This window comes from Serratia sp. LSHTC3 (assembly GCF_057197125.1).
The window spans coordinates 52,387-78,158 of sequence record NZ_JBXUNP010000001.1 but is presented as its reverse complement, the minus strand read 5'-3'; the positions used below and the strand labels follow the sequence as shown (position 1 = coordinate 78,158).

The following is a 25,772-nucleotide window of genomic DNA, read 5'->3' as shown; positions in this document are numbered from 1 at the left end:
ATTAACGCGCCAGCGCCGCGCGCAGGTAGCCATCGTGCCGCTGCAGCCGCTGCTGCGCCTCTTCGGCGCTGACGCCGGCTAAAATCATCAGGATCGCCGGTTTGACCTCAAAGCCGGTCTGCGCCAACGCCGCCTCCGCCTGAGCGCGTTCGGCGCCGGTGGCCTCCATCACGATGCGGCAGGCGCGATCCACCAGTTTGACGTTGGTGGCCTTCACGTCCACCATCAGGTTCTGGTAGACCTTGCCCAGTTTGACCATCGCACCGGTCGACAGCATGTTGAGTACCAGTTTCTGCGCGGTGCCGGATTTCAGGCGCGTTGAGCCGGTCAGCGCCTCCGGCCCCACCACCGGCGAAATCGCCACCTGTGCTTCGTGCGCAATCGGCGAATCCGGGTTGCAGGAGATGGCCGCCGTCGGGCAGCCCAGCCCGCGCGCATAGCGCAGTGCGCCGATCACGTAGGGCGTGCGCCCCGAGGCCGCCAGCCCCACCACCATATCGACGGCGGTGAGGTTCAGCGCTCTGAGGTCGGCCTCGCCCAGGGCCTCGTCATCTTCCGCCCCCTCCACCGCTTTGAGCAGCGCGCCCGGCCCGCCGGCGATTAGCCCCACCACCACGCCGTGCGGCACGCCGAAGGTCGGCGGACACTCGGAGGCGTCCAATACGCCCAGGCGACCACTGGTGCCGGCGCCCAAATAAATCAACCGGCCGCCGGCCTTCAACGCCGCCGCGGCTAAATCGACCGCCTGCGCGATCGCCGGCAACACCTTTTCGATAGCCTCCGGCACCTTGCGATCTTCCTGGTTAAAGCAACGAACCATGTCCAGCGTCGACATTTCATCCAGCCCCATGGTGGCCGGGTTGCGGGTTTCCGATACCAGTGCGCCTAAGTTCATCTGTTCACCTTTGAATTTTTAATTCACAAAATTAAATCAATATTTGAATATTTTATTCAACAAAGCGAGCGCTATTTGCTATTTTAACGGTGAGCTCACAAAAATTTTCACCGCGCGTTTTCGCCCTCTGCATGGCAAAATGGCCGCTGGTTTCCAGGGAAAGAACAATGAGTACCCTTCTGCGCATTCGCCAGATGTATCCGACACTGGCGCAAAACGACCGTAAGCTGGCGGACTTTCTGCTGAATAACGCCGAGCAGGCGCGCCATCTCAGCTCGCAAAAACTGGCTCAGTTGGCCGGCATCAGCCAGTCGAGCGTGGTGAAGTTCGCCCAAAAGCTGGGCTATAAAGGCTTTCCAGCGCTGAAGCTGGCGCTGAGCGAAACGCTGGCCCAACCGCAGGCCGAGCCAGTGGTGACCGTTCACAACCACATCCTCAGCAGCGATACGCTGAAAATCGTCGGTGAAAAGCTGCTGGCGGAAAAGCAGGCGGCGCTGCGCGCGACGCTCGACATCAACAGCGAAGAGCGGCTGCACCAGGCGCTGGACATGCTGCGCCAGGCGCGCCGGGTGATGCTGATCGGCATCGGCGCCTCCGGGCTGGTGGCCAAGGATTTTTCCTTCAAGCTGCTGAAAATTGGCGTGATGGCGGTGGCCGAAGCGGATATGCACGTCCAGCTGGCGGCGGTGCAGGCGCTGGACAAACGCGATCTGCTGCTGGCTATCTCCTTCAGCGGCGAGCGGCGTGAAATCAATCTGGCGGCGGAAGAAGCGCGCCAGGCCGGCGCCAGGGTGCTGGCGCTGACCAGCTTCTCGCCCAACGGCCTGCAGCAACGCGCGGACCACTGCCTCTATACCATCGCCGAAGAACCCCACACCCGCAGCGCGGCCATCTCCTCCAGCACGGCTCAGTTCGCCCTCACCGACCTGCTGTTTATGGCGCTGATCCAGCACGATCTCGATCATGCCCGCGATCGCATCAAACACAGCGAACAGTTAATGAAAAAGTTGGTTTGACCGGTATAATTGCCGCTGCGAAAATACCCCTGTTAATAATGAGAGATACGCCATGGCCCTGCTAATCACACGCAAATGCATCAACTGCGACATGTGCGAGCCGGAATGCCCGAACCAGGCAATTTCGATGGGCGATGAGATCTACCAGATCGATACCGATCGCTGCACCGAGTGCGTTGGCCATTACGATACGCCAACCTGTCAGCAGGTCTGCCCCATCGACAACACCATTATCACCGATCCGCAGCATCGTGAGACCAACGAACAGCTGTGGGACAAGTTCGTGGTGTTGCACCACGCCGATCGCATTTAACCCGCCGCAGGACTGACAAGGGCGCCGCAGGGCGCCCTTTCTATTTTCAGCTTTCGACGATCACCGTCGCACAGGCATAGCGCCTTTCATCGGCCAGCGAAACGTGGATCGCGGTGACCCCCATCTCCCCCGCCAGCTCGGCGGCGCGGCCGTGCAAACGAATATTCGGTTTGCCCAACGCATCGTTGAACACCTCAAACTGGTTGAACGCCAGGCCGTTGCGAATGCCGGTGCCGAACGCCTTGGCGGCGGCCTCTTTCACCGCGAAACGCTTGGCCAGAAAGCGAATCGGCTGCTGGTGCTGCTGGTACAGCGCCCATTCGGCGTCGCTCAGCACGCGGCGCGCCAGACGATCGCCGCTGCGCTCCACCACCGCTTCGATACGCGCCATCTCGACGATGTCGGTACCCAGCCCGAGCACCGCCATTACCGGCGCGCTTCCCGCATCAGCACTTTCATGTCGGCAACCGCGGCCGGCAGCCCGCTCATCACCGCCTGGCCGATAATCGCATGGCCGATGTTCAGCTCGTGCATTTCCGGCAGCGCGGCGATCGGCTGCACGTTATGGTAGGTCAGGCCGTGGCCGGCGTTGACCTTCAGCCCCTTCTCGGCCGCGTAGGCGGCGGCGACCGCGATGCGGTGCAGCTCGGCCTGTACCGCCAGCTCGCCCTGCGCTTCCGCGTAGGCGCCGGTGTGGATTTCGATATAAGGGGCGCCCACCGCCACCGCCGCGTCGATCTGGCGATGATCGGGATCGATGAACAGCGAGACCAAAATACCCGCCTGCGCCAGGCGCTCGACCGCCACGCTCATTTTGTCCAGCTGGCCGGCGACGTCCAGGCCGCCTTCGGTGGTCACTTCCTCGCGTTTTTCCGGCACCAGGCAGCAGAAATGCGGCTGCAGCTCAATGGCGATGTCCAGCATCTCGTCGGTCACCGCCATCTCCAGGTTCATGCGCGTCTGGATGGTCTGGCGCAGCAAGCGCACGTCGCGGTCGGTGATGTGGCGGCGATCTTCGCGCAGATGCACGGTAATGCCGTCGGCCCCCGCCTGTTCGGCAATGAATGCCGCCTGAACCGGATCCGGGTATTGGGTTCCGCGCGCGTTACGTAACGTGGCGATGTGATCGATATTGACGCCCAGCAGCAAATCAGCCATGACAACCTCTAAATACGATTTTCAGTGCCAGCAGTTTACACGCGGGCGCAGGGCGGCAAAAGGGGAAAAGGTCAGGCGTCGTCAACCGGCGTATTCGGCTGTTTGCGCACGAACTGGCGGAACAGTTCGCGGCTCTTCAACGGTTTGCCGCCGAGGTAGGGTTTCAGCGCCATGCGGGTGAAACGCTTGGCGGCGCGCAGCGTCTCGGCATCGGGAAACTGCCGCTCCGCCAGCGCGCGCAGTTCACGCCCGGTGAAGCTGTAGTGATCCACCACCAGGCTGGCGATAAAGCCTTTCTCTTCGCGGTAACGGTAGGTCATGGCGTCATCCACCGGCAGGCCGCTGCCGGCGCAGTGCAGGAAATCGAGGCCGTAACCCAGGTGCTGCAACAAGGCCAGCTCGAACTGACGCAGCGCCTGTTCCGGCGAGCTGTCTTCCGCCGCCAGCGCCTGCAGGCATTGCAGGTAGTCGAAGAACAGCACCGAGTAGTTGGTTTCCTGCTCCAGCACGCGCGCCAGCAGTTCGTTCACGTACAGGCCGCTGTAAAGCATCATGCCGCTGAGGGGTAAACCGAGAGAGACCGCTTCGGCGTTGCGCAGCGTTTTCACTTCGCCGCGGCCGCCCCAGCGCACTAACAGGGGGGTAAAGGGCTGCAGGCAACCCTTCAGATTGGAGCGGCGGCTGCGCGCGCCTTTCGCCAGCAAGCGCACCCGCCCATGACCTTCGGTAAACAGATCCAGCATCAGACTGGTTTCACTGTACGGCCGCCCATGCAGGACGAAAGCGCGCTCCCAGCCGTCCACGGATCGTTACTTCAGATCGTCAACATAGCCCAGGCTGCGCAGCGCACGTTCGTCGTCCGCCCAACCGGATTTCACTTTCACCCACAGCTCGAGATGCACTTTGGCGTCGAACATCTGTTCCATGTCCTGACGCGCTTCGATGCCGATGGTTTTGATCTTGGCGCCCTTGTTGCCGATGACCATTTTCTTCTGGCCTTCGCGCTCGACCAGGATCAGGCCGTGCACATCGTAGCCGCCGCGATCGTTAGCCACGAACTGTTCGATTTCCACCGTCACTGAGTACGGCAGCTCTTCGCCCAGGAAACGCATCAGCTTCTCGCGGATGATCTCGGATGCCATAAAGCGCTGGGAGCGATCGGTGATGTAATCTTCCGGGAAGTGGTGTTCCGCTTCCGGCAGCAGCTTGCGCACGATGCCGGCGATGGTGTCGACGTTCATCCCTTTCTCGGCGGAGATAGGCACCACGTCGAGGAAGTTCATCTGCTGGCTGAGGAACGCGATGTGCGGCAACAGCTTGGATTTGTCGGTAACGTTATCGACCTTGTTGATCGCCAGCAATACCGGGCAGCGCAGGCTGCGCAGCTTGTTGACCACCATTTCGTCGTCGGCGGTCCAGTTGGTGCCTTCGACCACGAAGATCACCAGCTCAACGTCGCCGATCGAGCTGCTGGCCGCGCGGTTCATCAAACGGTTGATGGCGCGTTTTTCTTCGATGTGCAGCCCTGGGGTATCGACGTAGATCGCCTGATAGGCGCCATCGGTGTCGATGCCCATGATGCGGTGACGGGTCGTCTGCGGCTTACGCGACGTAATGGAAACCTTCTGCCCCAGCAGTTGGTTCAGCAACGTCGATTTGCCCACGTTCGGGCGGCCGACGATGGCGATAAACCCGCAGTGTTGTTTTACTTCGCTCATTCAAGCTCCAGCTTTTTCAGCGCTTGTTCCGCTGCCGCCTGCTCGGCTTTACGGCGGCTCGAGCCGGTGCCCACCACGGGCTCGCTCAAACCACTCACCTGGCAGTGGATGGTAAACTCCTGGTCGTGCGCTTCACCGCGAACCTGCACCACCAAATAAGAAGGCAACGGCAGATGACGCCCCTGCAAAAATTCCTGCAAGCGGGTTTTCGGGTCTTTCTGCTTATCACCGGGGCTGATTTCGTCCAACCGGCTGCGATACCAGTCCAAAATCAGACGCTCGACGGTCTGGATGTCGCTGTCCAGGAACACGCCGCCGATCAATGCCTCCACCGTATCCGCCAGGATTGACTCGCGGCGGAACCCACCACTTTTCAATTCGCCCGGCCCAAGCCGCAGACATTCGCCCAGGTCAAACTCGCGCGCCATCTCCGCCAGCGTGTTGCCGCGCACCAGCGTGGCGCGCATGCGGCTCATGTCGCCCTCGTCTACGCGAGGAAAACGGTGATAGAGCGCATTGGCGATGACAAAGCTCAGAATCGAGTCACCCAGAAACTCAAGACGTTCATTGTGTTTACTGCTGGCGCTGCGGTGAGTCAAAGCCTGCAGTAAAAGCTCCTGCTGTTGAAAAGTGTAGCCCAGCTTCCGCTGCAGCCTGTTTATTACGATGGGGTTCATGAGTTACCAATAGATCAAGAATGCGTCAAAAACTTGCAGCACACGGAACAGGCCTGCTTCGCCGAAAGCCGATCCAAAGCTGTTTCGTTTGCAGTGGCTCCCAGCAGGAGCCAACTTTTATCGCTCGAGAAGGTATTCTACAACGAGTGGAAACATAATGCTGTGTTTATATCCTCTTAATCTTTCACGCCGCAGTAGGCTGCGGCGTGAAATTGACAGGGAATAAATCAGCGATTAATGAATGCCGCCGATCCGGCTGAAACGCACGCCGGTAGGCCACTCGCCTTCCTGTTTTTCAAAGCTCATCCAGATGGCCGTGGCTTTGCCCACCAGATTCTTCTCCGGCACAAAGCCCCAGTAACGGCTGTCCGCGCTGTTGTCACGGTTGTCGCCCATCATGAAGTAATGCCCGGCCGGCACCACCCACTCCGCCAACGGTTTGCCCGGCTGTTGGTAGTAAGCGCCCACCCGATCCTGCGCGTCCGGCACGGTCAGGATGCGGTGCGTGACGTTGCCGAGGCTTTCCTGGCGCTCACGCATGCGAATGCCGCCCGACGGCACGTTATCGTTCAGCGGGATCTGGTAGAAGCCGTTGCTGGACTCGCCCATGCCGCTGCGGCTGAACAGCTGCACGAAGTCGCTCGGCTGCGCATCGGCGTAGGTCACGGCCAGCGCGGTATCACAGGACTGCCCGCTGTTGCAGGACGGCTGCACCGTGACGCGCTTATTCACCGGATCGTAAGTAATACGGTCGCCCGGCAGGCCAATCACGCGCTTGATATAATCCAGTTTCGGATCCAGCGGATATTTAAATACCGCAATATCACCACGCTTCGGATGGCCGGTTTCAATGAGCGTCGTCTGGGTAATCGGATCTTTAATGCCGTAGGCATATTTCTCCACCAGAATGAAATCGCCAATCAACAGCGTCGGCATCATTGAGCCGGACGGGATCTGGAACGGTTCGTAAATAAACGAACGCACCACAAACACCAGCAGCAACACCGGGAAGACCGATGCGCCGGTCTCCACCCAGCCTGGCTGCTTCGCCACTTTCGCCAGCGTTTTATCGTCTACGGCGCCCGCGGTCTGTGCGTTGACCGCCGCAATCTTCGCGCGGCGGGCCGGCGCCCATTTAAAGCGCTCGAAGCACCAGATGATCCCGGTGACCAGGGTGGCCAACGCCAGGATCAGGGCAAACATATTCGCCATGCAAACTCCCTCGTTTCGCGAACTCGTCGCGGTTACTTGCCGTCTTTACCGACGTGCAGAATGGCCAGGAACGCTTCCTGCGGCAGCTCGACGTTGCCGACCTGCTTCATGCGCTTCTTACCGTCTTTCTGCTTCTGCAGCAGCTTTTTCTTACGGCTGACGTCACCGCCGTAGCATTTCGCCAGCACGTTTTTACGCAGCTGCTTCACGGTGGAGCGCGCGATGATGTGCGTGCCGATCGCCGCCTGAATCGCGATGTCGAACTGCTGACGCGGGATCAGATCTTTCATCTTCTCCACCAATTCACGGCCGCGGTACTGCGAGTTGTCGCGGTGAGTGATCAGCGCCAGCGCATCCACGCGCTCGTTGTTGATCAGCACGTCCACGCGCACCATGTCGGAGGCCTGGAAGCGCTTGAAGTTGTAATCCAGCGACGCATAACCGCGCGACGTGGACTTCAGGCGGTCGAAGAAGTCGAGCACCACTTCCGCCATCGGGATTTCATAGGTCAGCGCCACCTGGTTGCCGTGGTAGACCATGTTGGTCTGCACGCCGCGCTTCTCAACGCACAGGGTGATGACGTTGCCCAGGTATTCCTGCGGCATCAGCATGTGACATTCGGCGATCGGCTCGCGCAGTTCCTGGATGTTGTTCAACGGCGGCAGCTTGGATGGGCTGTCGACGTAGATCACTTCCTTGCCGGTGGTTTCCACTTCATAGACTACCGTCGGCGCGGTGGTGATCAGATCCAGATCGTATTCACGCTCCAGACGCTCCTGAATGATCTCCATGTGCAGCAGACCGAGGAAGCCGCAGCGGAAGCCGAAGCCCAACGCGGTGGAGCTTTCCGGTTCGTAGAACAGGGAGGCGTCGTTAAGGCTCAGCTTGCCCAGCGCATCACGGAAAGATTCATAGTCGTCGGAGCTGATCGGGAACAGACCGGCGTACACCTGCGGCTTCACTTTCTTGAAGCCCGGCAACGCTTTATCCGCCGGCTGACGCGCCTGCGTCAGGGTATCGCCCACCGGCGCGCCGAGGATGTCTTTGATCGCACAGACCAGCCAGCCCACTTCGCCGCAGTTCAGCACGTCGCGATCGACCTGCTTCGGCGTGAAGATGCCCAAACGATCGGCGTTATACACCTGGCCGGTGCTCATGACCTTGATCTTGTCGCCCTTGCGCAGCGTGCCGTTCTTGACGCGCACCAGCGACACGACGCCCAGGTAGTTATCGAACCAGGAGTCGATGATCAGCGCCTGCAGCGGCGCATCCGGATCGCCCTGCGGCGGCGGAATGTCGCGCACCAGGCGCTCCAGCACGTCGGGCACGCCGACGCCAGTTTTGGCCGAGCAGCGCACCGCATCGGTGGCGTCGATGCCGACGATGTCTTCGATTTCCTGCGCGGCGCGATCCGGATCTGCGGCCGGCAGGTCGATTTTGTTCAACACCGGCACCACTTCCAGATCCATTTCGATCGCGGTGTAGCAGTTGGCCAGCGTCTGGGCTTCTACGCCCTGGCCGGCGTCCACCACCAGCAGCGCGCCTTCGCAGGCCGCCAGCGAGCGGGAAACTTCATAGGAGAAGTCGACGTGGCCGGGAGTGTCGATAAAGTTAAGCTGATAGGTCTGCCCATCCTGCGCTTTATAATCCAGCGTCACGCTCTGCGCCTTGATGGTGATGCCGCGCTCGCGCTCCAGATCCATGGAATCGAGCACCTGCGCAGCCATTTCACGGTCGGTCAAGCCACCGCAGATTTGGATAATGCGGTCAGACAGCGTCGACTTACCGTGGTCAATATGGGCAATAATGGAGAAATTTCGTATATGCTTCATTATAAAAGTTTTTCTGCCTTGGTATTTCTGAATTACTCGCCTATAGAAACCCGCATGGACCTAAAGCGACAGTGAATGGGTGAGGCCGTCTTGCACCTGAATCGCTGCATTCTACATGCCACACCACTGAAAACCTAGCGATCGGTGCAGTGAAGGCATTCTATTATGCGCCGCTAAATGTTACAGGGCGCCCCGGCGGGTGAAAACAGATGTTAACGCGGACGATGCGGCCTGAACCCAAGGCTTGCCGGTGCTTCGTGGCCGTCAAACTTCGGTGCTAATACATAACCGGCTACAGCGCAATAAACCCTCTCCGAAATTATAAAAAAAGAATATTTGGATCAACCTCTTAGAATTCCATTTTGCCTCACTTCCTTTAGGAAAAACCCCATATACGCCACCACCGTCCCTCGGATAGAAAGGGCATGAGCTCCGCGACAAAACATTATTCAGGGCACTACATCGGCAGCCCACCGGGGTTCACCAGCATATCTGCGTACGTTGATTGGAAGGTGCATTATGATCGATAAAGGGCAAATGCTGAGCCGGCACGATTTTTCAAAGGTCAACTGGGGCATACTGGCGGCGGCGGCACTGCTGTTTAGCGTGGGGGCAGCGCTGTTGGTGCTGCCGCTGCTGAGCAGCATTGACGAGAGCCAGGTCATCACACTGTTGCAAGCCGGCGCGGGCACGATTTTACTCGGCTGTACGCTGCTGGCGCTGCGGCATTATCTGCGTCCGACGCTGACCTATCGTCTGTACGAGCACGGCGTGCGGGTCTTTGACAGCCACCATCACAAAGAGCGTTTCATCCCGTTTGAGAAGATCGGCGACATCTATCGCTTTCGCGGCGGCCAGGCTTTTGGCGGGCTGTTTGACGTTACGGCGTTCCGCGCCGGTGCAGATCAGCCCTGGTGCACGGTTTTCAGCAACGTCGCCCACTCGTGGCGATTGGCGGACGTGATCGTCGACCAACAGCTGCAGCAGCGCGGGCCGCTGGCGCTGAATGCGCTCTATCAGGGGGGAACGGTGTCGTTTCACACCATAGAGGGCGACGCGCGCTGGCTGTGGCAGTTGCTGCTCGGCAAGCAGCAAGGCACGCCGACCGAAACGCTGCGGCTGAGCGCCACCCTGCTGACGACGGAACGGGGAAACGTGCCTATCGAACAGATCCGCGCGTTGGAAAATCATCCGCAGCGCGGCATCCGCTTATTCGACGGCCAGGGAAATGTGCTGTTCGCGATTAACTACGATTCGCTGCTCAGCGCCGATCTATTCATCGCGCTGTTGGAGCATATGATCCACAACCGCATCCCCGCCTATCACAACCCGGCGATGACGCGGCCATCGGTTTAAATCAGCGGGGAGTTTTCCGCCTGCATGCGCATCGCGGTAGGCGGCAACCCAATTTGCAGCACCACCGGCTGGTAATCGGCCTGTTCGCCCAGACGTCGGGCCAAGCGGCGAGCCAGCATAAAGGCCGCACCGCCGCCCAACACGGCGCCGACTGCCGCCGAGGCGTCGCTGCCGAAACAATATTGCAGCAGCGTGCCGCCCAGCATCATACCCAGCAGCGGCGTCAGGTAAACCAGCATGGCGGAGCGCAGCAGGCTGCCTTCCGCGATGCCGACCTCGACGCGCTGCCCAGGTTCGAGCGGCTGATCGATATGTACCTGCAGCTGATGCTCGGTTTCCGGCACCAGCTCGTTCAGCGCACGCGCGCCACAGCCGGAGCGCGCGGTGCAACTGCCGCAGCCGGCCTTGGGTTCACAACGCAGCAGCGCTACGCCCTGTTGCCACGAAACCACCGTGGCCCACTCTTTCATCATTACGGCGATACCTTGAAAGAAATGCTGTCGGCGATGCGCTTGGCCGTCGCCGGCGGCAATTCGCCCACAATCGTGATTTCGTTGCCCGCGCGCACTTCGGTCTGAATGGTGCGGCGCCCCTGACGGTAGTACTGCTGCCCGGCTCCGCTGCCCGCCGGGCTGACGTTGACCGAGAAGCTGAACAGGCCGTCGCTGTAGAGCCGGGATTCCACCGGCACGGCGACGTTCGGCAATTTGCGGCGATTGCGCGCCACCTCGTCCACGCCGGCCGGCAGCCAGCCGGTGCTCCAGCTGAGCTGGACATTTTCCACCGCCGGCAGCGACAGCAGCGGCGGCAGGTTGGCCTTGAGCAGTCCTTGCATCGCGCCCTGCACCTCGGCGCCGACCGCGAAGGAGATCACCCGATATTGCTCCAGCGTTTCGCCGTCGCGATCGAGCAAATCCACCCGCAGCGGCAGCTTGGTGTCTTCGTCCATCCAGACGATGTAGCTGTAGCGGGAACCGTCGCGCGCCACCACGCGCAGCACTTCACACGGCCGATCGGCGATGCGGGTGCTGCCCACGGAGATGAAGTCGTAATACTTCGCCAGACGGGTGAAATCGGCATAAACGATCGCCGGCAGCGCGTCGACGATGTGATCGCCAGTGAGCGTGAACGGCTCCAGACCGGGTTCGAAGTAGCTGATCCCGCCGCCGCGCTGCAACACTTCGCGGCGCGGGCCATCCATATGCAGCAGCTGGCCGAGCGGCACGTTGCCGATCACCGCATGGCGATAGCGCAACGACTCGATTCCCTGCTTGCTGACGCTGATGTAGGCGAGCTCGTAATTGAGAGAACGGCTGGCGCTGCTCATCTGTTGCAATAACGCCCCGGACGCAGTTGGCTGCGCCGGGGCGATGCTGGAATAGAGCAGGCTGCCCGTCAATAAACAAACGGAGAACCAGATTTGCTTCATTACTGCTGTTGCATTCCTAAAGACTGAGTTCCGGGAACCTGAATGGCAGCCTGTTGCGGGTTGCCTTGCTCAAGCTGCAGCTGATCCGAATGCAGGCGACGTTGCAGTTCATAGTCCTGCAGCATGGCGTTGATACGCTTGCGCTGTTCCTGCACCTGCTGCTGTTGGCCGCTGCCGGTGGAGAAACTGTCGGCAGGAACGCCCAGGCTGACCGGCGAGGCCTGCCCCATGATCGGCAGCGTGGTGAAGGCCGGCGATTCGGACGCGTTCGATGTCGCAGAAGGCTGGTTGTAGTGCTGCACGCCGACGATCACCGCCAGCGACACGCAGGCCGCCATGCCGATTTGCGTAATCTGGCTCGCCCAAGGACGCACTTTGTCCCAGAACGGCATTTTCTGCCAGGTGTGAGGCTGCGGCTGAGATTCCTGAACGGCGGAAGGCACCAGCCGGGCGGGTTCTTTCTCAAGTGCAGCGGCGACGCGATCGGCGATGTCGAGATGCATCACTTGTCCGACATCACCTCGCAGTGTGTCACGTATCAGGTGATAGCTCTGCCAGCTTTGTTGAAGCGTTCGATCTTGCGACAGAGAACTCAACAGCTCGCTGTCGAACGATTCACCATCCATCAGAGCGGAAAGCTTTTCTTTCTGCATGCCTAAGTACCCTTCCTGTGCCCGCCATTGCTAACGCTGGATCAGCGGTTGAACTTTATTATCGATAGCTTCCCGGGCGCGGAAAATACGCGAACGTACGGTTCCGACCGGGCAATCCATGATGGCGGCTATTTCTTCGTAGCTTAGACCATCCAACTCCCGCAGGGTAATCGCCATGCGAAGATCCTCAGGGAGAGACTCAATGGTACGGAAAACTATCTGTCTCAGCTCTTCTGACAACATTAAGTTCTCAGGGTTCGAAATTTCTTTCAGTGCGCCCGCACTTTCGTAATTTTCCGCATCGTTGGCGTCCACATCACTGGATGGCGGACGGCGCCCCTGAGCAACCAGATAATTCTTTGCCGTGTTCACGGCGATTCGATACAACCAAGTATAAAAAGCGCTGTCGCCACGGAACGATTCCAGTGCGCGATAGGCCTTGATAAACGACTCCTGCACCACATCGGGCACATCGCCCTGCGGCACATAGCGGGAAACGAGACTCGCCACCTTATGCTGATAGCGCACTACCAGTAGGTTAAACGACTTCTGGTCGCCCTTTTGGACCCGCTCGACCAGAACTTGATCCGTTAACTGCTCGCTCATCCGAGGTAAACTCTCCCCAAATCCGTCTCCACGCGTAAAATTGTACTGCCAGCCATACATTATTTTCCTGAGCAAGCACTCGCTTGGAGTTCATATAGAACACGAAGTTCCATATCGCCATTGTTTTTTCTGTTGATGTCACCCTATCCGTGGCTTTTGCCCGGACAGTTAGGCTAACATGAAATTCACTCTTCTTCTGCACACATCATACGTTATGCAACCATCATCTGAACATGTTAGCGATGTACTGATCGTCGGCAGCGGCGCTGCGGGCCTGTCACTGGCGCTGCGCCTGGCGCAGCATTGCAAGGTTACCGTTCTCAGCAAGGGGCCGCTCAGCGAGGGAGCCACCTTTTACGCCCAGGGCGGGATCGCCGCGGTGTTCGATGAGACGGACAGCATTGCCTCACACGTTGATGACACTTTGATTGCCGGCGCCGGCCTGTGCGACAAAGAGGCCGTCGAATTCATCGCCGGCAACGCGCGCCACTGCGTGCAATGGCTGATCGATCAGGGCGTGCTGTTCGACACCGAGGTCAACGCGCAGGGCGAGGAGCATTATCACCTCACGCGCGAAGGCGGCCACAGCCATCGCCGCATCCTGCACGCCGCAGACGCTACCGGTAAGGAAGTAGAGACCACGCTGGTAGGGAAAGCAAGCGCTCACCCCAATATTTGCGTGATGGAACGCCGCAACGCGGTTGACCTTATTACCTCGAACAAAATCGGCCTGCCGGGCACCCGCCGAGTGGTGGGCGCTTACGTCTGGAACCGCGAGCTGGAGCGGGTGGAAACCTTCCGCGCCAAAACGGTGGTGCTGGCCACCGGCGGCGCGGCCAAGGTATACCAATACACCACCAACCCGGACATCTCCTCCGGCGACGGCATCGCCATGGCCTGGCGCGCCGGCTGCCGGGTCGCCAACCTGGAGTTCAACCAGTTCCACCCGACCTGCCTGTTTCACCCGCAGGCGCGCAACTTCCTGCTGACCGAAGCGCTGCGCGGCGAAGGCGCCTACCTGAAACGCCCGGACGGCAGCCGCTTTATGCCGGATTTCGACCCGCGCGGCGAACTGGCCCCGCGCGACATCGTCGCCCGCGCCATCGACCATGAAATGAAGCGCCTGGGCGCCGACTGCATGTACCTGGACATCAGCCACAAGCCGGCGGCGTTCATCACCCAGCACTTCCCGATGATCCACGAAAAGCTGCTGACGCTGGGCTTCGATCTGACCCGGCAACCGATCCCTATCGTCCCGGCGGCGCACTACACCTGCGGCGGCGTGATGGTCGATCAGCACGGCCGCACCGATCTCGACGGGCTGTACGCCATCGGCGAGGTCAGCTACACCGGCCTGCACGGCGCCAATCGCATGGCGTCGAATTCGCTGCTGGAGTGCCTGGTTTACGGTTGGTCGGCGGCGGAAGACATTCTGCAGCGCCTGCCCTTCATCCGGCAGGCCAAACAGGTGCCGCACTGGGATGAAAGCCGGGTGGACGATGCGGACGAACGGGTGGTGATCCAGCACAACTGGCACGAGCTACGGCTGTTCATGTGGGATTACGTCGGCATCGTGCGCACCACCAAGCGCCTTGAGCGCGCCCTGCGCCGCATCAATACGCTGCAGGCGGAAATCGACGAGTACTACGCTCACTTCCGCATCTCCAACAACCTGCTGGAGCTGCGCAATCTGGTGCAGGTGGCCGAGCTTATCGTGCGCAGCGCCATGGCGCGCAAAGAGAGCCGCGGCCTGCACTACACGCTGGACTACCCGGATTTGCTGCCGGAAGCGCTGCCGACCATTTTGCAGCCTTAAACTCTGCGACAGGGCGCCTTATCGGCGCCCTTTTCTTTTTAGTAGAACAGGTAGAAGTCGGTGATCAACCGGCGGAAATCGTCGGTATAGCTGCCGTCGGCCTGTTTGATCGCCAGCTCCTGCTCCCGCAGCGGCGTTTCCTTACGCGTCAGCGCCAGCAACACCCGGTGCCGCGGCGTATCGGCCCGATCGCTGACGTTCACTTTCGCCGCCGTGTGCCAACCGCTTTGCTGCGCCAGGCGTTCGAATTCGGTGCCGATGTCGTGCGGCAGCACCACGCAGAACGTACCCTGTTCCGCCAGCAGCTGTACTGCACAGGCTAACAGCGCCTCGTGCGTCAGGGTTTCGGTGTAGCGCGCGTTGTGGCGCGCCCGATCGCGGCAGGCCACCGCCGGCTCAAAATAAGGCGGATTGCTGACGATCAGATCATACTCAGCGGCATGCTGCTGCGCATAATGATGAATATCCTGCGCATGCACGCGGATGCGCTGCGGCCACGGCGATTCCGCCGCGTTTTCGCGCGCCTGGCCGGCGGCGGCTTCGTCCAGTTCCACCGCGTCGACGGTCACCTCGTCGCCGCTGCGCTGCGCCAGCATCAGCGCGATCAGCCCGCTGCCGCTGCCGATGTCCAGCACCCGGCGCGCCTGCCCCAGCGGCGCCCAAGCGCCGAGCAACACCCCGTCGGTGCCCACTTTCATGGCGCAACGATCGTGGGCGACAAAGAATTGTTTAAAGGTAAACCCCCCGCGGCGCGGGGTAAAATCGGCTTTCGATCGCTTGCTCACACTCACCACCTGGCTATAAAACTGGCGTAGCATAAGGCAATCTGATCGGCGGGAAAAGAGCGGCTTTCCGCTTAAATAGATGAAGATCGCGGCCAACCCGTCTATAATCGGCGCCCCAAGTAGAGGTAGACCATGACAGCAACCACTTTTTCCGAACTCGAACTCGATGATCGCCTGATCGACGCGCTGCGCGACAAAGGCTACGATCGCCCCACTGCCATTCAGGCCGCTGCGATCCCGCCGGCGATGGACGGGCGCGACGTCTTAGGTTCGGCTCCGACCGGCACCGGCAAAACCGCCGCCTTCCTGCTGCCCGTGTTGCAGCACCTGCTGGACTTTCCACGCAAGAAATCCGGCCCGCCGCGCGTGCTGATCCTGACGCCAACGCGTGAACTGGCGATGCAGGTCGCCGACCAGGCGCGTGAATTGGCTGCTCATACCTCGCTGGATATCGCCACCATCACCGGCGGCGTCGCTTACATGAACCACGCGGAAGTGTTCAGCGAAAACCAGGACGTGGTGGTCGCCACCACCGGCCGCTTGCTGCAATACATTAAAGAAGAGAACTTCGACTGCCGCGCGGTGGAAACCCTGATCCTCGACGAAGCCGACCGCATGCTCGACATGGGCTTCGCGCAGGACATCGAAACCATCTCCGCCGAAACCCGCTGGCGCAACCAGACGCTGCTGTTCTCCGCCACGCTGGAAGGCGAAGCGATCCGCGAATTCGCCGAGCGCATCCTGAAAGAGCCGGTGGAAGTGGAAGCCGACCCGTCGCGCCGCGAACGCAAAAAAATCCTGCAGTGGTACTACCGCGCCGATGACGTGCAGCACAAAACCGCGCTGCTGATCCACCTGCTGAAACAGCCGGACGTGCAAAAATCGGTGATCTTCGTGCGCAAGCGCGAGCGCGTGCACGAGCTGGCCACCTGGCTGCGCGAAGCGGGCATCAATACCTGCTATCTCGAAGGCGAAATGGTGCAGGCCAAACGCAACGAAGCGGTCAAACGCATGATGGATGGCCGGGTTAACGTGCTGGTGGCCACCGACGTTGCCGCGCGCGGCCTGGATATCCTCGATATCACCCACGTATTCAACTTCGACATGCCGCGCACGGCGGATACCTACCTGCACCGCATCGGCCGTACCGGCCGCGCCGGGCGCAAAGGCACCGCCATTTCACTGGTGGAAGCGCACGACCATTTGCTGCTGGGCAAAGTGGGCCGTTACCTGAACGAGCCGCTGAAAGCGCGCGTGATCGACGAACTACGGCCGAAAACCAAGGTGCCAAACGAGAAGAGCAACGGTAAACCGTCGAAGAAAGTGCTGGCCAAACGCGCGGAAGAAAAAGCGAAAAGCAAAGAAAAAGCCAACAAGGTGAAAGTGCGCCATCGCGACGCCAAAAACGTCGGCAAACGCCGTCAGGCGAAGGCCAAACCGGCCGGCGACGCGCAATAACCGCCACTGTTCAAGAAAAAACCGCCTGTGCAGGCGGTTTTTTTATGGGCGTTTACTGCTGCGCGTAATGCGTGGCCAGGCGGTGCCCCTGCAGCCATTTATCCAGCTCGCGGAACTGCGCCTTCAGCTCGTCATTCTGCAAATGCGCCGGCGTTTGCGAGAAATAAAACTGGAACGCAAAACCCTGCTGATTGCGCGCCCGGGCATCGGCCCCGGCCTGCAACAGCAACAGCGCCAGATGCGGCGCGTTGATCTTCGCCGCCAGATGCAGCGGGGTATCCCCCAGCCGATCGCTCAACGTGGTGTCCGCCCCGGCCGCCAGCAGCAGCCGCAGCTGTTCCTCACGCCCGGCCAGCACCGCCGCCGCGAGCGGTGTGGCGCCGGTAACGGCATTGCGCACGTTCACCTGCTTAACCTTGGCCAGCAGCAACCGCAGGTACTGCGCATCGTGCAATATCGCTGCGGTGTGCAGCGCACTGTTGCCGTCCAGCCCCGCCGCCGCCGTATCGGCGCCGAGATCCAGCAACGCCTGCACGCTGGCCGGCTGCTGAGAAAGCACCGCCCACTGCAACAGCGTGACCTGCCGATCGCCCCGTTCGCGCAAACGATCCTGCGTAGCCTGCGCATGGATACCCTGCGTATCGCCGCGCGCCACCGCCAGAGCCAGCGCCAGATTGCTGCGGCCATCAAACGGTGAAATCTCCTGCCCCATCTGTTGCTCCTTAGCCATCATCAGTAAACCGGTCACCGCGACCAGCGCCAGTAAGGCTATCGCCAGCGCCCGCCGCAAGCGACGCCCTTCAGGCATTGGCCTTCGCCTCCCACGGCTTTTGTTCCGCCATCGAGCTTATCACCTTGTCGATGCCGTGCGCCGTCAGGCTGCGATCGAGATGTTTGCTCGGCCGCCAGTCATCGATACCGGTCAGGGTATCGCTGTTGGCCAAGGTGATGTTGTGGCCAATGGCGTCCGGGATCAGCGAAGTCGACTCCTGGGTGCTGGTCAGCATGTCATATTGCTCGCTGTAACGACGGATGCCGCCGGCTTCGGCATCTTTCTTCGCCGCCGTCGGATCGATACCCAGGCGATTCAGGGTGTAATCCGACACCCCGGCCGCATTGAAGGTGACCGCGACGGTGCCGGTCGCCAGCGCCGCCGTGGCCGCCAGACCGCCGCCGAGCGAATGGCCGGCGATCACCAGTGCATCGCCGAAGGCCGCCTTGGCGCTTTTGGCGGCGGCAACCGCCTGATTGTACTGCACATCATCATAACCCGTCGCCTGCCGCACGTTGCTCAGCCAGTCGCGCCAGTCGTTGGTGCCGGCGAACGCCAACACATACTGCTTGTCGTTGCTGTAAACCCCGGCCTGGAAACCGCTGCCCGCGTCGTGCAGGCTGGCGGGATCGATGCCGAAACCGAGCAGCGCGCTGTCGCTCAGACGGTTGAACCCGGCGGCGCCCTGGCCGTTCAGCGAGTAAACGTCCTTGGCCAACAGCGCCAACGCATAATCGCCCTCTTGCGATTGCTGCCCCCGGGTCACGCCCGGCACTGCCGCCGCCGTCGGCGCCGCTGCGGAGAGATCGCCGACCAACGTATTCAACAGATTCTGCGCATTGAGCGTGTTCTGAGAGGGGGTGGCCACCGGCGCGGGACTTGCCGGCGCGGCTGCGGGCTGCGCCGCCGGTGCCGTCTCGGCAGCGGCGCGAGGTGTAAGGATCGCGGCCACCGAGGATACTGCAGAGGTAAAACTTAAAGGCATACTCATGCCGACTCCTTGTCGATAGACTTTTTATTGAGCACCTGAATAGGTACTGACTTAGCTATCGGCGGGTCGGATGAGTTCTGTATTAGGAATGCTTAACTTTGTGCAAATTGTGATCCACGTTTGGTTTTCGGCCGCCAAACGCAAAAAGGGAGCCGAAGCTCCCTGATTGACTGCGCCGCCGATTACAGGCTTTCGGTAAAGGTGCGGGCGATAACGTCGCGCTGCTGTTCCGGCGTCAGGGAATTGAAACGCACCGCATAGCCGGACACGCGGATGGTCAGCTGCGGGTATTTTTCCGGATGCTTGACCGCGTCTTCCAGCGTTTCACGGCGCAGCACGTTGACGTTCAGGTGCTGGCCACCTTCTACGCGCACGGTCGGCTGCATTTCCAGCGGCACTTCACGGTATTCGATCTGGCCCAGGTCGCTGACCGCGACAACCTGATCTTCCGCGTAGTTGGCCTTGGCGCACACGCAGCGAGCTTCCGCTTTTTCATCGTCCAGCAGCCAGAAAGAATTCACCAGCGCCTGGTCGTTCGCTTTGGTAATTTGAATACCGGTAATCATTATGTTGCCTCCGTACAAGGGCGTAAAAATTCACGTCGTGAGAAAACCCAATTCTGGTTTCGGCCATTTGGTAAAACCATTGTTGTCTTGTTGTTCTGTATACCAGCCTGACCGGGCCAGTTCTTTGATTAAAGTCAATTTTTACCGGGTAGGCACAGGGCGTGAAGGGGCAAATTTATGTTTTATATCAATTTTCCCGTCGCGCCAAAAAACAATTATTTTTGTAAATTTTCAAAAATAATTGCATTGCAAACGGCGGCGAGAAATGAAAAGCGGGTTTCGCTGCGCGGGCCGACACGGTAAGCTATAGACCATGAATTGCTAAAGAAAACAAAGGAGAGCGTTTATGGCCACCTCCCTCACCTGGCATGACGTGATCGGCAAAGAGAAAGAGCAGCCCTATTTTGTTGAAACGCTCGCCTTTGTTGCCGCTGAGCGCCAGGCCGGTAAGACCATTTATCCACCGCAGAAAGACGTGTTTAACGCGTTCCGCTTTACCGAGCTGGCGGACGTCAAAGTCGTCATCCTCGGCCAGGATCCCTACCACGGCCCCAATCAGGCGCACGGTCTCTCTTTCTCGGTGCGCCCCGGCGTGCCGGCGCCGCCGTCGCTGGTGAATATGTATAAAGAGCTGGCAACCGACATTCCCGGTTTCGAACGCCCGGATCACGGCTACCTGCAAAGCTGGGCCGAACAGGGGGTACTGCTGCTCAACACCGTGCTGACGGTGGAAGGCGGCCGCGCGCACTCGCACGCCAATTTGGGCTGGGAAACCTTTACCGATAAAGTGATCGCCGCCCTGAACGAGAACCGCGAAGGCGTGGTGTTCCTGCTGTGGGGCTCGCACGCGCAGAAGAAAGGCAACTTTATCGACCGCAACCGCCACCATGTGCTGAAAGCGCCACACCCATCGCCGCTTTCCGCCCACCGCGGTTTCCTCGGCTGCCGCCACTTCTCGCAGGCCAATCAGCTGCTGGAGCAGCAAGGGCTCACGCCGATCGACTGGATGCCGCGTCTGCCGCAGGCGTAGCCCAGAGACAAAAAAGGCACCCTCGGGTGCCTTTCTTTATGCCGTTGCCGGGGCGATTACGCCTTGGCTTTGGAGACCGCGACCATCGCCGGACGCAGCAGGCGGCCGTTCAGCGTATAGCCTTTCTGCATCACCATCATCACGTGGTTCGGCTGGTGATCGGTAGATTCCATCATGCTCATCGCCTGATGCACTTCCGGGTTGAACGGCACGTTGACGTCGCCGACGATTTCGATGCCGTACTTGCGCACCACGTCCAGCAGCGATTTCAGCGTCAGCTCGATGCCTTCGATCATCGCGGCCAGTTCCGGATTGTTTTTATCCGCCAGATCCAGCGCGCGCTCCAGGTTGTCGATCACCGGCAGCAGATCGCCGGAGAATTTCTCCAAGGCGAACTTGTGCGCTTTCTCGACGTCCAGTTCGGCGCGGCGACGGATGTTCTCCGCTTCAGCTTTGGCGCGCAGCAGGCTGTCGCGCTCGTGCTGCTGAGCTTCCGCCAGTTGGGCTTCCAGTTCGGCGATACGCGCATCGCGCAGATCGACGCCTTCCGCCGCTTCCGGCAGCGTATCCTCGTGATGAGCGTGTTGTTCCATTTCTTCCGAGACTTGCTCGTTTGGCGTCTTCTGTTCTTTACTACTCATGAATATCTCCGCGTTTTAGCATTAATCTCGCAACTTGGCTTATTATGGGGATCAAAACCGGGGTTTCAAGTCAACCGGTCACAATGTGGGGCATAAACGGATCCCGGTGAGGAAAATCACAGCAAATGAATAAAAAATTCACCTGTATTGGCATTGTTGGCCACCCGCGTCACCCTTCAGCGCTGGCAACCCACGAGATGCTGTTCCACTGGCTGGTCGCCCGCGGCTATTCGGTGATGGTCGAACGCCAAATCGCCCATGATTTGGGGCTGAAAGACGCCGTGACCGGCAGCCTGGCGGATATCGGCCAGCGGGCCGACCTGGCGGTGGTGGTCGGCGGCGACGGTAACATGCTCGGCGCCGCGCGCGTGCTGGCGCGCTACGACATCAAGGTGATCGGAGTCAACCGCGGCAACCTCGGCTTCCTCACCGATCTCGATCCCGACAACGCCCTGCAGCAGCTGGCGGACGTGCTGGAAGGCGAGTACATTGACGAACAGCGTTTCCTGTTGGAAACCATCGTGCATAAAGAGCACCAGCAGTGCCGCATCAGCACCGCCATCAACGAAGTGGTGCTGCACCCCGGCAAAGTGGCGCACATGATCGAATTCGAGGTGTACATCGACGATCGCTTCGCCTTCTCGCAGCGCTCCGACGGCCTGATCATCGCCACCCCGACCGGCTCCACCGCCTACTCGCTCTCCGCCGGCGGGCCGATCCTCACCCCGTCGCTGGAGGCGATCGCGCTGGTGCCGATGTTCCCGCACACCCTTTCCGCCCGGCCGCTGGTGATCAACGGCGACAGCACCATCCGCCTGAAATTCTCGCAGATCGGCAGCGATCTGGAGATCAGCTGCGACAGCCAGATCGCGCTGCCGATCCAGGAAGGCGAAGAAGTGCTGATCCGCCGCAGCGATTTCCACCTGAATCTGATCCATCCGAAGGACTACAGCTATTTCAACACGTTAAGCACCAAGTTGGGCTGGTCGAAAAAATTGTTCTAAAATCTGCGCCGGCCACTTTACTGTATATAAAACCAGTTTATACTGTATGAAACTACAGTTATGTGTTTATACACAGGAAGGTTCCCATGCTGGCGCAATTAACCATCAGCAACTTTGCTATCGTTCGTGAGTTGGAAATCGATTTTCAACCGGGCATGACGGCGATCACCGGTGAAACCGGCGCCGGCAAATCCATCGCTATCGATGCGCTGGGGCTGTGCCTCGGCAACCGCGCCGACGGCAACGTGGTGCGCCTGGGAGCGGCCCGCGCCGACATCTGCGCCCGCTTCTCGCTGGCGGATACCCCGTCCGCGCGCGAATGGCTGGAGCAGAACCAGCTGGACGACAGCAACGAGTGCCTGCTGCGGCGGGTGATCAACGCCGACGGCCGTTCGCGCGGCTTTATCAACGGCACCGCCGTGCCGCTGTCGCAGCTGCGCGAGCTGGGGCAACGCCTGATTCAAATCCACGGTCAACACGCCCATCAGTTGCTGCTCAAGCCGGAGCACCAAAAAGCGCTGCTCGACGCCTACGCCGACGAACCCGCCCTGCTGGCGGCGATGAGCCAGGCCTACCAACGCTGGCACCAGAGCTGCCGCGAGCTGGCGCACCATCAGCAGCAGTCCATCGAGCGCGAAGCGCGCAAGCAGCTGCTGCAATACCAATTGAAAGAGCTGAACGAATTCGCGCCGCAGGCCGGCGAGTTCGAGCAGACCGACGCCGAGTACAAGCGCCTGGCCAACAGCGGCCAGCTGCTGACCCTCAGCCAGCAGACGCTGCAGCTGCTGGCCGACAGCGACGAGAACAACATGCTCAGCCAGCTTTACAGCGCCAAACACCTGCTGCTTGAGCTGGCCGGGTTGGACGATAAGCTCAGCGGCCTGCTGGACATGCTGGAAGAGGCCTCTATCCAGATCAGCGAAGCCAGCGACGAGCTGCGCCATTACGCCGATCGCATGGATCTCGATCCCAACCGCCTGCACGAGCTGGAACAACGCCTGTCGCGCCAAATCAGCCTGGCGCGCAAACATCAGGTCGCGCCGGAGGAGCTGCCGCAGCTGCATCAGCAGTTGCTGGATGAACAGCAGCTGCTGTCTCAGCAGGAAAGCGACCATGAACACCTGAACGAGGCGGTCACCCTGCATCACCAGCAGGCGCTGGCGCTGGCGGAAGAGCTGCACCAGAAACGCCTGCACTACGCCGCCGAGCTGACCACGCTCATTACCGACAGCATGCAGGCGCTCTCCATGCCGCACGGCAAATTCAACATCGACGTGCGCTTCGAACCGCAGCATCTGAGCGCCGAAGGGGCCAGCCGTACCGAGTTCTGCGTCTCCACCAACCCGGGGCAACCGCTGCAACCGCTGGCGAAGGTCGCCTCCGGCGGCGAGCTGTCGCGCATCGCGCTGGCCATTCAGGTGATCACCGCCCGCAAGATGGAAACCCCGGCGCTGATCTTCGATGAGGTGGACGTGGGCATCAGCGGCCCGACCGCCGCCATCGTCGGCCGCCTGCTGCGCCAGCTCGGCGAATCCACCCAGGTGATGTGCGTCACCCACCTGCCGCAGGTGGCCGGATGCGGGCATCAGCACCTGTTCGTCAGCAAGCAGACCGACGGCACGGTTACCGAAACCCAGATGGCGCCGCTGGATAAACGCGCCCGGCTGCAGGAGCTGGCGCGCCTGCTCGGCGGCAGCGAAGTCACCCGCAATACGCTGGCCAACGCCAAAGAACTGCTGGCCGCATAAAAAAGCTCAACTTTTTCACTTTCCTGCGGTCTGACAGTGACGCTGTTGGCCCGAGAAATATCTAAAGTGCGGCGCGGCGGTGATCCAAAGCCATCTCAACGGCCTGAAAAAGGCCAAGCGCTTGAGGTGCTAAAGGAAAGCCAATGCGTCGCAACGTGAAAGATGAAGGGTATAAAGGTTTCCAACTGCCGCAAGGTCTATTATCATCGGCATCCTATGCCCTAAAGGAATGTGATTACTATGCGCTGTAAAACGCTGACTGCCGCCGCTGTAGTTCTTGTGATGCTGACTGCAGGCTGTTCTACTTTTGAAAAGGTGGTTTATCGTCCTGACATCAACCAGGGGAACTACCTGACGTCGACCGACGTGGCGAAAATCCAGAAAGGGATGACCCAACAACAGGTCGCTTACACATTGGGTACCCCAATGCTGCAAGACCCGTTCGGAACGCAAACGTGGTTCTATGTGTTCCGCCAGCAGCCTGGCCATGAAGACATCACCCAGCAGACGCTGACGCTGACCTTCGACAGCGCAGGCGTGTTGACCGATATCCAGAACAAACCGGCGCTGACCAAGTAATTGGTGCCGCCCGCTCTTCCGGCCCATGAGGGGGCATGATGTTCCTCATGACAGTCGCAGGCTGCAACGCGGAAGAAAAAGTCAGCTTCAGATAAAAAAATAAGGCGCTATAAGCGCCTTATTTTTTTGCCTTTTCTGCCCGTTGCCGGCGCAGCTCTTTCGGATCGGCTATCAAGGGCCGGTAGATCTCCACCCGGTCGCCGTCGTTCAGCGTATCGCCCAGCTTGGCCGGGCGGCTGTAGATGCCGATTTTGTTGCTCTTGAGATCGATATCCTGGCGCAGCTCCAGCAGGCCCGAAGCCTGGATCGCCTGCTCGACGCTGCTGCCCTCGGCCAGCTTTACCTTGCGCAGGTACTGCCGCTCCGGCAAGGCGTACACCACCTCGACCTGGATGTCAGACACTGTAGACCTCTTTCGCCCGCTGGGTGAATGCCTGCACCATGCTGCCCGCCAGCTCTTTGAACACCTTGCCGAACGCCAGCTCAATCAGTTTGTTGGTGAACTCGAAGTCCAGGTGCAGCTCCACCTTGCAGGCCTCTTCGCTCAGCGGCGTGAACTGCCAGCCGCCCATCAGCTTGCGGAACGGGCCATCAACCAGCTGCATATTGATGCTCTGGTTATCCAGCAGCGTATTGCGCGTGGTGAAGGTCTTGCTGATACCGGCCTTGGCGACGTCCACCGCGGCGGTCATCTCGTTGGAGGTAGCGTTAAGCACCCGGCTGCCGGTGCAGCCTGGCAGAAAATCGGGATAAGAATGAACATCGTTAACCAACTGATACATCTGCTCGGCGCTGAACGGCACTAATGCAGACCGACTGATCTGGGGCATATCATTTCCTGTAAGACATAAAACGTACAGATAATACCATTTATCTGGCGGCAAACAAAAAATCTGCTAAGAGATGAGGGAACCAAAAATGCGAAAAATTGCGCAGGTGCTGAACGGGAAAGGATTTCTTTCGCTGAAGCATCCAGTATAATGAACGCACTATGACAAAGAAAAAAGCACACAAACCCGGTTCCGCCACCATTGCCCAAAACAAGCGCGCACGTTTCGAATACTTCATTGAAGAAGAGTTCGAGGCGGGCCTGTCGCTGCAAGGGTGGGAAGTTAAATCACTGCGTGCAGGCAAAGCCAACCTCAGCGACAGCTACGTGACGTTCCGTGACGGTGAAGCCTACCTGTTTGGCGCCACCATCACCCCGCTCAACGTGGCTTCGTCGCATGTGGTGTGCGATCCGACGCGTACCCGTAAACTGCTGCTGAACCGACGCGAGCTGGACACCCTGCTCGGCCGCGTCAACCGCGAGGGTTACACCGTGGTGGCCTTGTCCCTGTATTGGAAAAATGCCTGGAGCAAGATCAAGATCGGCGTAGCCAAAGGCAAGAAAGAGCACGACAAACGCGATGACATCAAAGATCGCGAATGGCAGACGGCGAAAGCCCGTATCATGAAGCACGCCAATCGTTAAGCCGCTGGCTTATCGAGGTAAACTTCTGGTATACTGCACAAAG

29 protein-coding genes are annotated in these 25,772 nt (G+C 60.0%); 10 read left to right on the top strand and 19 right to left on the bottom strand.

Annotation, left to right across the window (positions count from 1 at the left end):
* Position 1 precedes the first annotated feature (1 nt).
* A complete protein-coding gene (gene murQ, locus AC2CGI_RS00435; RefSeq protein WP_021504524.1) occupies positions 2 to 895 on the bottom strand; it encodes an N-acetylmuramic acid 6-phosphate etherase in 894 nt (297 codons plus the stop codon).
* A 167-nt stretch (positions 896 to 1,062) separates the two neighbouring features.
* Between murQ and AC2CGI_RS00430 the strand changes: the two genes are divergently transcribed.
* Positions 1,063 to 1,911, top strand: coding sequence for a MurR/RpiR family transcriptional regulator (locus AC2CGI_RS00430; protein WP_004929178.1), 849 nt, complete (start codon positions 1,063 to 1,065; stop codon positions 1,909 to 1,911).
* Positions 1,912 to 1,963: 52 nt separating this feature from the next.
* Positions 1,964 to 2,224 (top strand): YfhL family 4Fe-4S dicluster ferredoxin, encoded by a 261-nt coding sequence (locus tag AC2CGI_RS00425; RefSeq protein ID WP_033632309.1) that lies wholly within the window; start codon positions 1,964 to 1,966, stop codon positions 2,222 to 2,224.
* A 46-nt stretch (positions 2,225 to 2,270) separates the two neighbouring features.
* Here the strand turns inward: AC2CGI_RS00425 and acpS are convergent, their stop codons facing one another.
* The 7 genes from acpS to lepA form a co-directional block, all read right to left on the bottom strand.
* Entirely contained in the window at positions 2,271 to 2,651 is a 381-nt protein-coding gene (gene acpS / locus AC2CGI_RS00420; protein ID WP_004929169.1) for a holo-ACP synthase, read from the bottom strand.
* Positions 2,651 to 3,382, bottom strand: a complete 732-nt coding sequence (pdxJ, locus tag AC2CGI_RS00415; RefSeq protein ID WP_004929166.1) for a pyridoxine 5'-phosphate synthase — start codon at positions 3,380 to 3,382, stop codon at positions 2,651 to 2,653. Before pdxJ ends, acpS begins: the two co-directional genes overlap by 1 nt.
* Before the next feature lie 71 nt (positions 3,383 to 3,453).
* Positions 3,454 to 4,185: a DNA repair protein RecO gene (recO, locus tag AC2CGI_RS00410; RefSeq protein WP_015378804.1), complete on the bottom strand. Its 732-nt coding sequence runs from the start codon at positions 4,183 to 4,185 to the stop codon at positions 3,454 to 3,456.
* Positions 4,186 to 4,191: 6 nt separating this feature from the next.
* The gene (gene era, locus AC2CGI_RS00405; protein WP_004929162.1) at positions 4,192 to 5,100 is read right to left on the bottom strand and encodes a GTPase Era; all 909 of its coding nucleotides are present in this window, start codon (positions 5,098 to 5,100) and stop codon (positions 4,192 to 4,194) included.
* The gene (rnc, locus tag AC2CGI_RS00400) at positions 5,097 to 5,777 is read right to left on the bottom strand and encodes a ribonuclease III (protein ID WP_004929158.1); all 681 of its coding nucleotides are present in this window, start codon (positions 5,775 to 5,777) and stop codon (positions 5,097 to 5,099) included. Before rnc ends, era begins: the two co-directional genes overlap by 4 nt.
* Positions 5,778 to 6,011: 234 nt before the next feature.
* The gene (lepB, locus tag AC2CGI_RS00395; protein WP_021504529.1) at positions 6,012 to 6,989 is read right to left on the bottom strand and encodes a signal peptidase I; all 978 of its coding nucleotides are present in this window, start codon (positions 6,987 to 6,989) and stop codon (positions 6,012 to 6,014) included.
* A 32-nt stretch (positions 6,990 to 7,021) separates the two neighbouring features.
* Complete coding sequence (lepA, locus tag AC2CGI_RS00390; protein ID WP_004929150.1) at positions 7,022 to 8,821, bottom strand: translation elongation factor 4; 1,800 nt, start codon at positions 8,819 to 8,821, stop codon at positions 7,022 to 7,024.
* 519 nt (positions 8,822 to 9,340) lie between these two features.
* Here lepA and AC2CGI_RS00385 point away from each other — a divergent pair.
* Entirely contained in the window at positions 9,341 to 10,177 is an 837-nt protein-coding gene (locus tag AC2CGI_RS00385; RefSeq protein ID WP_015378807.1) for a hypothetical protein, read from the top strand.
* Here AC2CGI_RS00385 and rseC read toward each other — a convergent pair.
* The 4 genes from rseC to rpoE are packed head-to-tail and all read right to left on the bottom strand — an operon-like array spanning position 10,174 to position 12,865.
* Complete coding sequence (rseC, locus tag AC2CGI_RS00380) at positions 10,174 to 10,650, bottom strand: SoxR-reducing system protein RseC (RefSeq protein ID WP_004929144.1); 477 nt, start codon at positions 10,648 to 10,650, stop codon at positions 10,174 to 10,176. The two genes, AC2CGI_RS00385 and rseC, sit on opposite strands and share 4 nt — an antisense overlap.
* Positions 10,650 to 11,606 (bottom strand): sigma-E factor regulatory protein RseB, encoded by a 957-nt coding sequence (rseB, locus tag AC2CGI_RS00375; RefSeq protein WP_004929141.1) that lies wholly within the window; start codon positions 11,604 to 11,606, stop codon positions 10,650 to 10,652. The genes rseC and rseB overlap by 1 nt, the downstream gene beginning before the upstream one ends.
* Positions 11,606 to 12,259: an anti-sigma-E factor RseA gene (gene rseA, locus AC2CGI_RS00370; RefSeq protein ID WP_015378809.1), complete on the bottom strand. Its 654-nt coding sequence runs from the start codon at positions 12,257 to 12,259 to the stop codon at positions 11,606 to 11,608. The genes rseB and rseA overlap by 1 nt, the downstream gene beginning before the upstream one ends.
* 30 nt (positions 12,260 to 12,289) lie before the next feature.
* Complete coding sequence (gene rpoE / locus AC2CGI_RS00365; RefSeq protein ID WP_004929136.1) at positions 12,290 to 12,865, bottom strand: RNA polymerase sigma factor RpoE; 576 nt, start codon at positions 12,863 to 12,865, stop codon at positions 12,290 to 12,292.
* Between the two features lie 214 nt (positions 12,866 to 13,079).
* Here rpoE and nadB point away from each other — a divergent pair, with 214 nt between their 5' ends.
* The gene (gene nadB, locus AC2CGI_RS00360; RefSeq protein ID WP_172574894.1) at positions 13,080 to 14,681 is read left to right on the top strand and encodes an L-aspartate oxidase; all 1,602 of its coding nucleotides are present in this window, start codon (positions 13,080 to 13,082) and stop codon (positions 14,679 to 14,681) included.
* Positions 14,682 to 14,719: 38 nt separating this feature from the next.
* Here the strand turns inward: nadB and trmN are convergent, their stop codons facing one another.
* A complete protein-coding gene (trmN, locus tag AC2CGI_RS00355; RefSeq protein ID WP_076741086.1) occupies positions 14,720 to 15,499 on the bottom strand; it encodes a tRNA(1)(Val) (adenine(37)-N(6))-methyltransferase TrmN in 780 nt (259 codons plus the stop codon).
* 99 nt (positions 15,500 to 15,598) lie between these two features.
* Between trmN and srmB the strand changes: the two genes are divergently transcribed.
* Complete coding sequence (gene srmB / locus AC2CGI_RS00350) at positions 15,599 to 16,924, top strand: ATP-dependent RNA helicase SrmB (protein WP_015378813.1); 1,326 nt, start codon at positions 15,599 to 15,601, stop codon at positions 16,922 to 16,924.
* Between the two features lie 52 nt (positions 16,925 to 16,976).
* Here the strand turns inward: srmB and AC2CGI_RS00345 are convergent, their stop codons facing one another.
* The 3 genes from AC2CGI_RS00345 to grcA form a co-directional block, all read right to left on the bottom strand.
* The gene (locus AC2CGI_RS00345; RefSeq protein ID WP_076741085.1) at positions 16,977 to 17,732 is read right to left on the bottom strand and encodes an ankyrin repeat domain-containing protein; all 756 of its coding nucleotides are present in this window, start codon (positions 17,730 to 17,732) and stop codon (positions 16,977 to 16,979) included.
* Positions 17,725 to 18,687: a Tle-like phospholipase domain-containing protein gene (locus AC2CGI_RS00340; protein WP_076741084.1), complete on the bottom strand. Its 963-nt coding sequence runs from the start codon at positions 18,685 to 18,687 to the stop codon at positions 17,725 to 17,727. Before AC2CGI_RS00340 ends, AC2CGI_RS00345 begins: the two co-directional genes overlap by 8 nt.
* A 182-nt stretch (positions 18,688 to 18,869) precedes the next feature.
* A complete protein-coding gene (gene grcA, locus AC2CGI_RS00335; protein ID WP_004929114.1) occupies positions 18,870 to 19,253 on the bottom strand; it encodes an autonomous glycyl radical cofactor GrcA in 384 nt (127 codons plus the stop codon).
* Positions 19,254 to 19,599: 346 nt separating this feature from the next.
* Here grcA and ung point away from each other — a divergent pair, with 346 nt between their 5' ends.
* The gene (gene ung, locus AC2CGI_RS00330) at positions 19,600 to 20,283 is read left to right on the top strand and encodes a uracil-DNA glycosylase (RefSeq protein WP_004929112.1); all 684 of its coding nucleotides are present in this window, start codon (positions 19,600 to 19,602) and stop codon (positions 20,281 to 20,283) included.
* A gap of 56 nt (positions 20,284 to 20,339) precedes the next feature.
* On the opposite strand, the gene grpE is transcribed toward ung, so the two are convergent.
* Positions 20,340 to 20,924, bottom strand: a complete 585-nt coding sequence (grpE, locus tag AC2CGI_RS00325) for a nucleotide exchange factor GrpE (protein ID WP_015378816.1) — start codon at positions 20,922 to 20,924, stop codon at positions 20,340 to 20,342.
* A gap of 125 nt (positions 20,925 to 21,049) precedes the next feature.
* Here grpE and nadK point away from each other — a divergent pair, with 125 nt between their 5' ends.
* The 3 genes from nadK (at position 21,050) to bamE (ending at position 24,255) form a co-directional block, all read left to right on the top strand.
* Entirely contained in the window at positions 21,050 to 21,928 is an 879-nt protein-coding gene (gene nadK / locus AC2CGI_RS00320; RefSeq protein ID WP_015378817.1) for an NAD(+) kinase, read from the top strand.
* 86 nt (positions 21,929 to 22,014) lie between these two features.
* Positions 22,015 to 23,676 carry a DNA repair protein RecN gene (gene recN, locus AC2CGI_RS00315; RefSeq protein ID WP_004929104.1) on the top strand — a complete coding sequence of 554 codons (1,662 nt, stop codon included), beginning with the start codon at positions 22,015 to 22,017 and terminating at the stop codon, positions 23,674 to 23,676.
* A gap of 240 nt (positions 23,677 to 23,916) precedes the next feature.
* On the top strand, positions 23,917 to 24,255 hold the full coding sequence (bamE, locus tag AC2CGI_RS00310; protein ID WP_004929101.1) for an outer membrane protein assembly factor BamE: 339 nt from the start codon (positions 23,917 to 23,919) through the stop codon (positions 24,253 to 24,255).
* 118 nt (positions 24,256 to 24,373) lie between these two features.
* Here the strand turns inward: bamE and AC2CGI_RS00305 are convergent, their stop codons facing one another.
* Entirely contained in the window at positions 24,374 to 24,658 is a 285-nt protein-coding gene (locus tag AC2CGI_RS00305) for an RnfH family protein (protein WP_004929098.1), read from the bottom strand.
* Complete coding sequence (locus AC2CGI_RS00300; protein WP_004929096.1) at positions 24,651 to 25,085, bottom strand: type II toxin-antitoxin system RatA family toxin; 435 nt, start codon at positions 25,083 to 25,085, stop codon at positions 24,651 to 24,653. The genes AC2CGI_RS00305 and AC2CGI_RS00300 overlap by 8 nt, the downstream gene beginning before the upstream one ends.
* A 161-nt stretch (positions 25,086 to 25,246) precedes the next feature.
* Here AC2CGI_RS00300 and smpB point away from each other — a divergent pair, with 161 nt between their 5' ends.
* A complete protein-coding gene (gene smpB, locus AC2CGI_RS00295; protein ID WP_004929094.1) occupies positions 25,247 to 25,729 on the top strand; it encodes an SsrA-binding protein SmpB in 483 nt (160 codons plus the stop codon).
* The last annotated feature ends 43 nt before the right edge of the window (positions 25,730 to 25,772 follow it).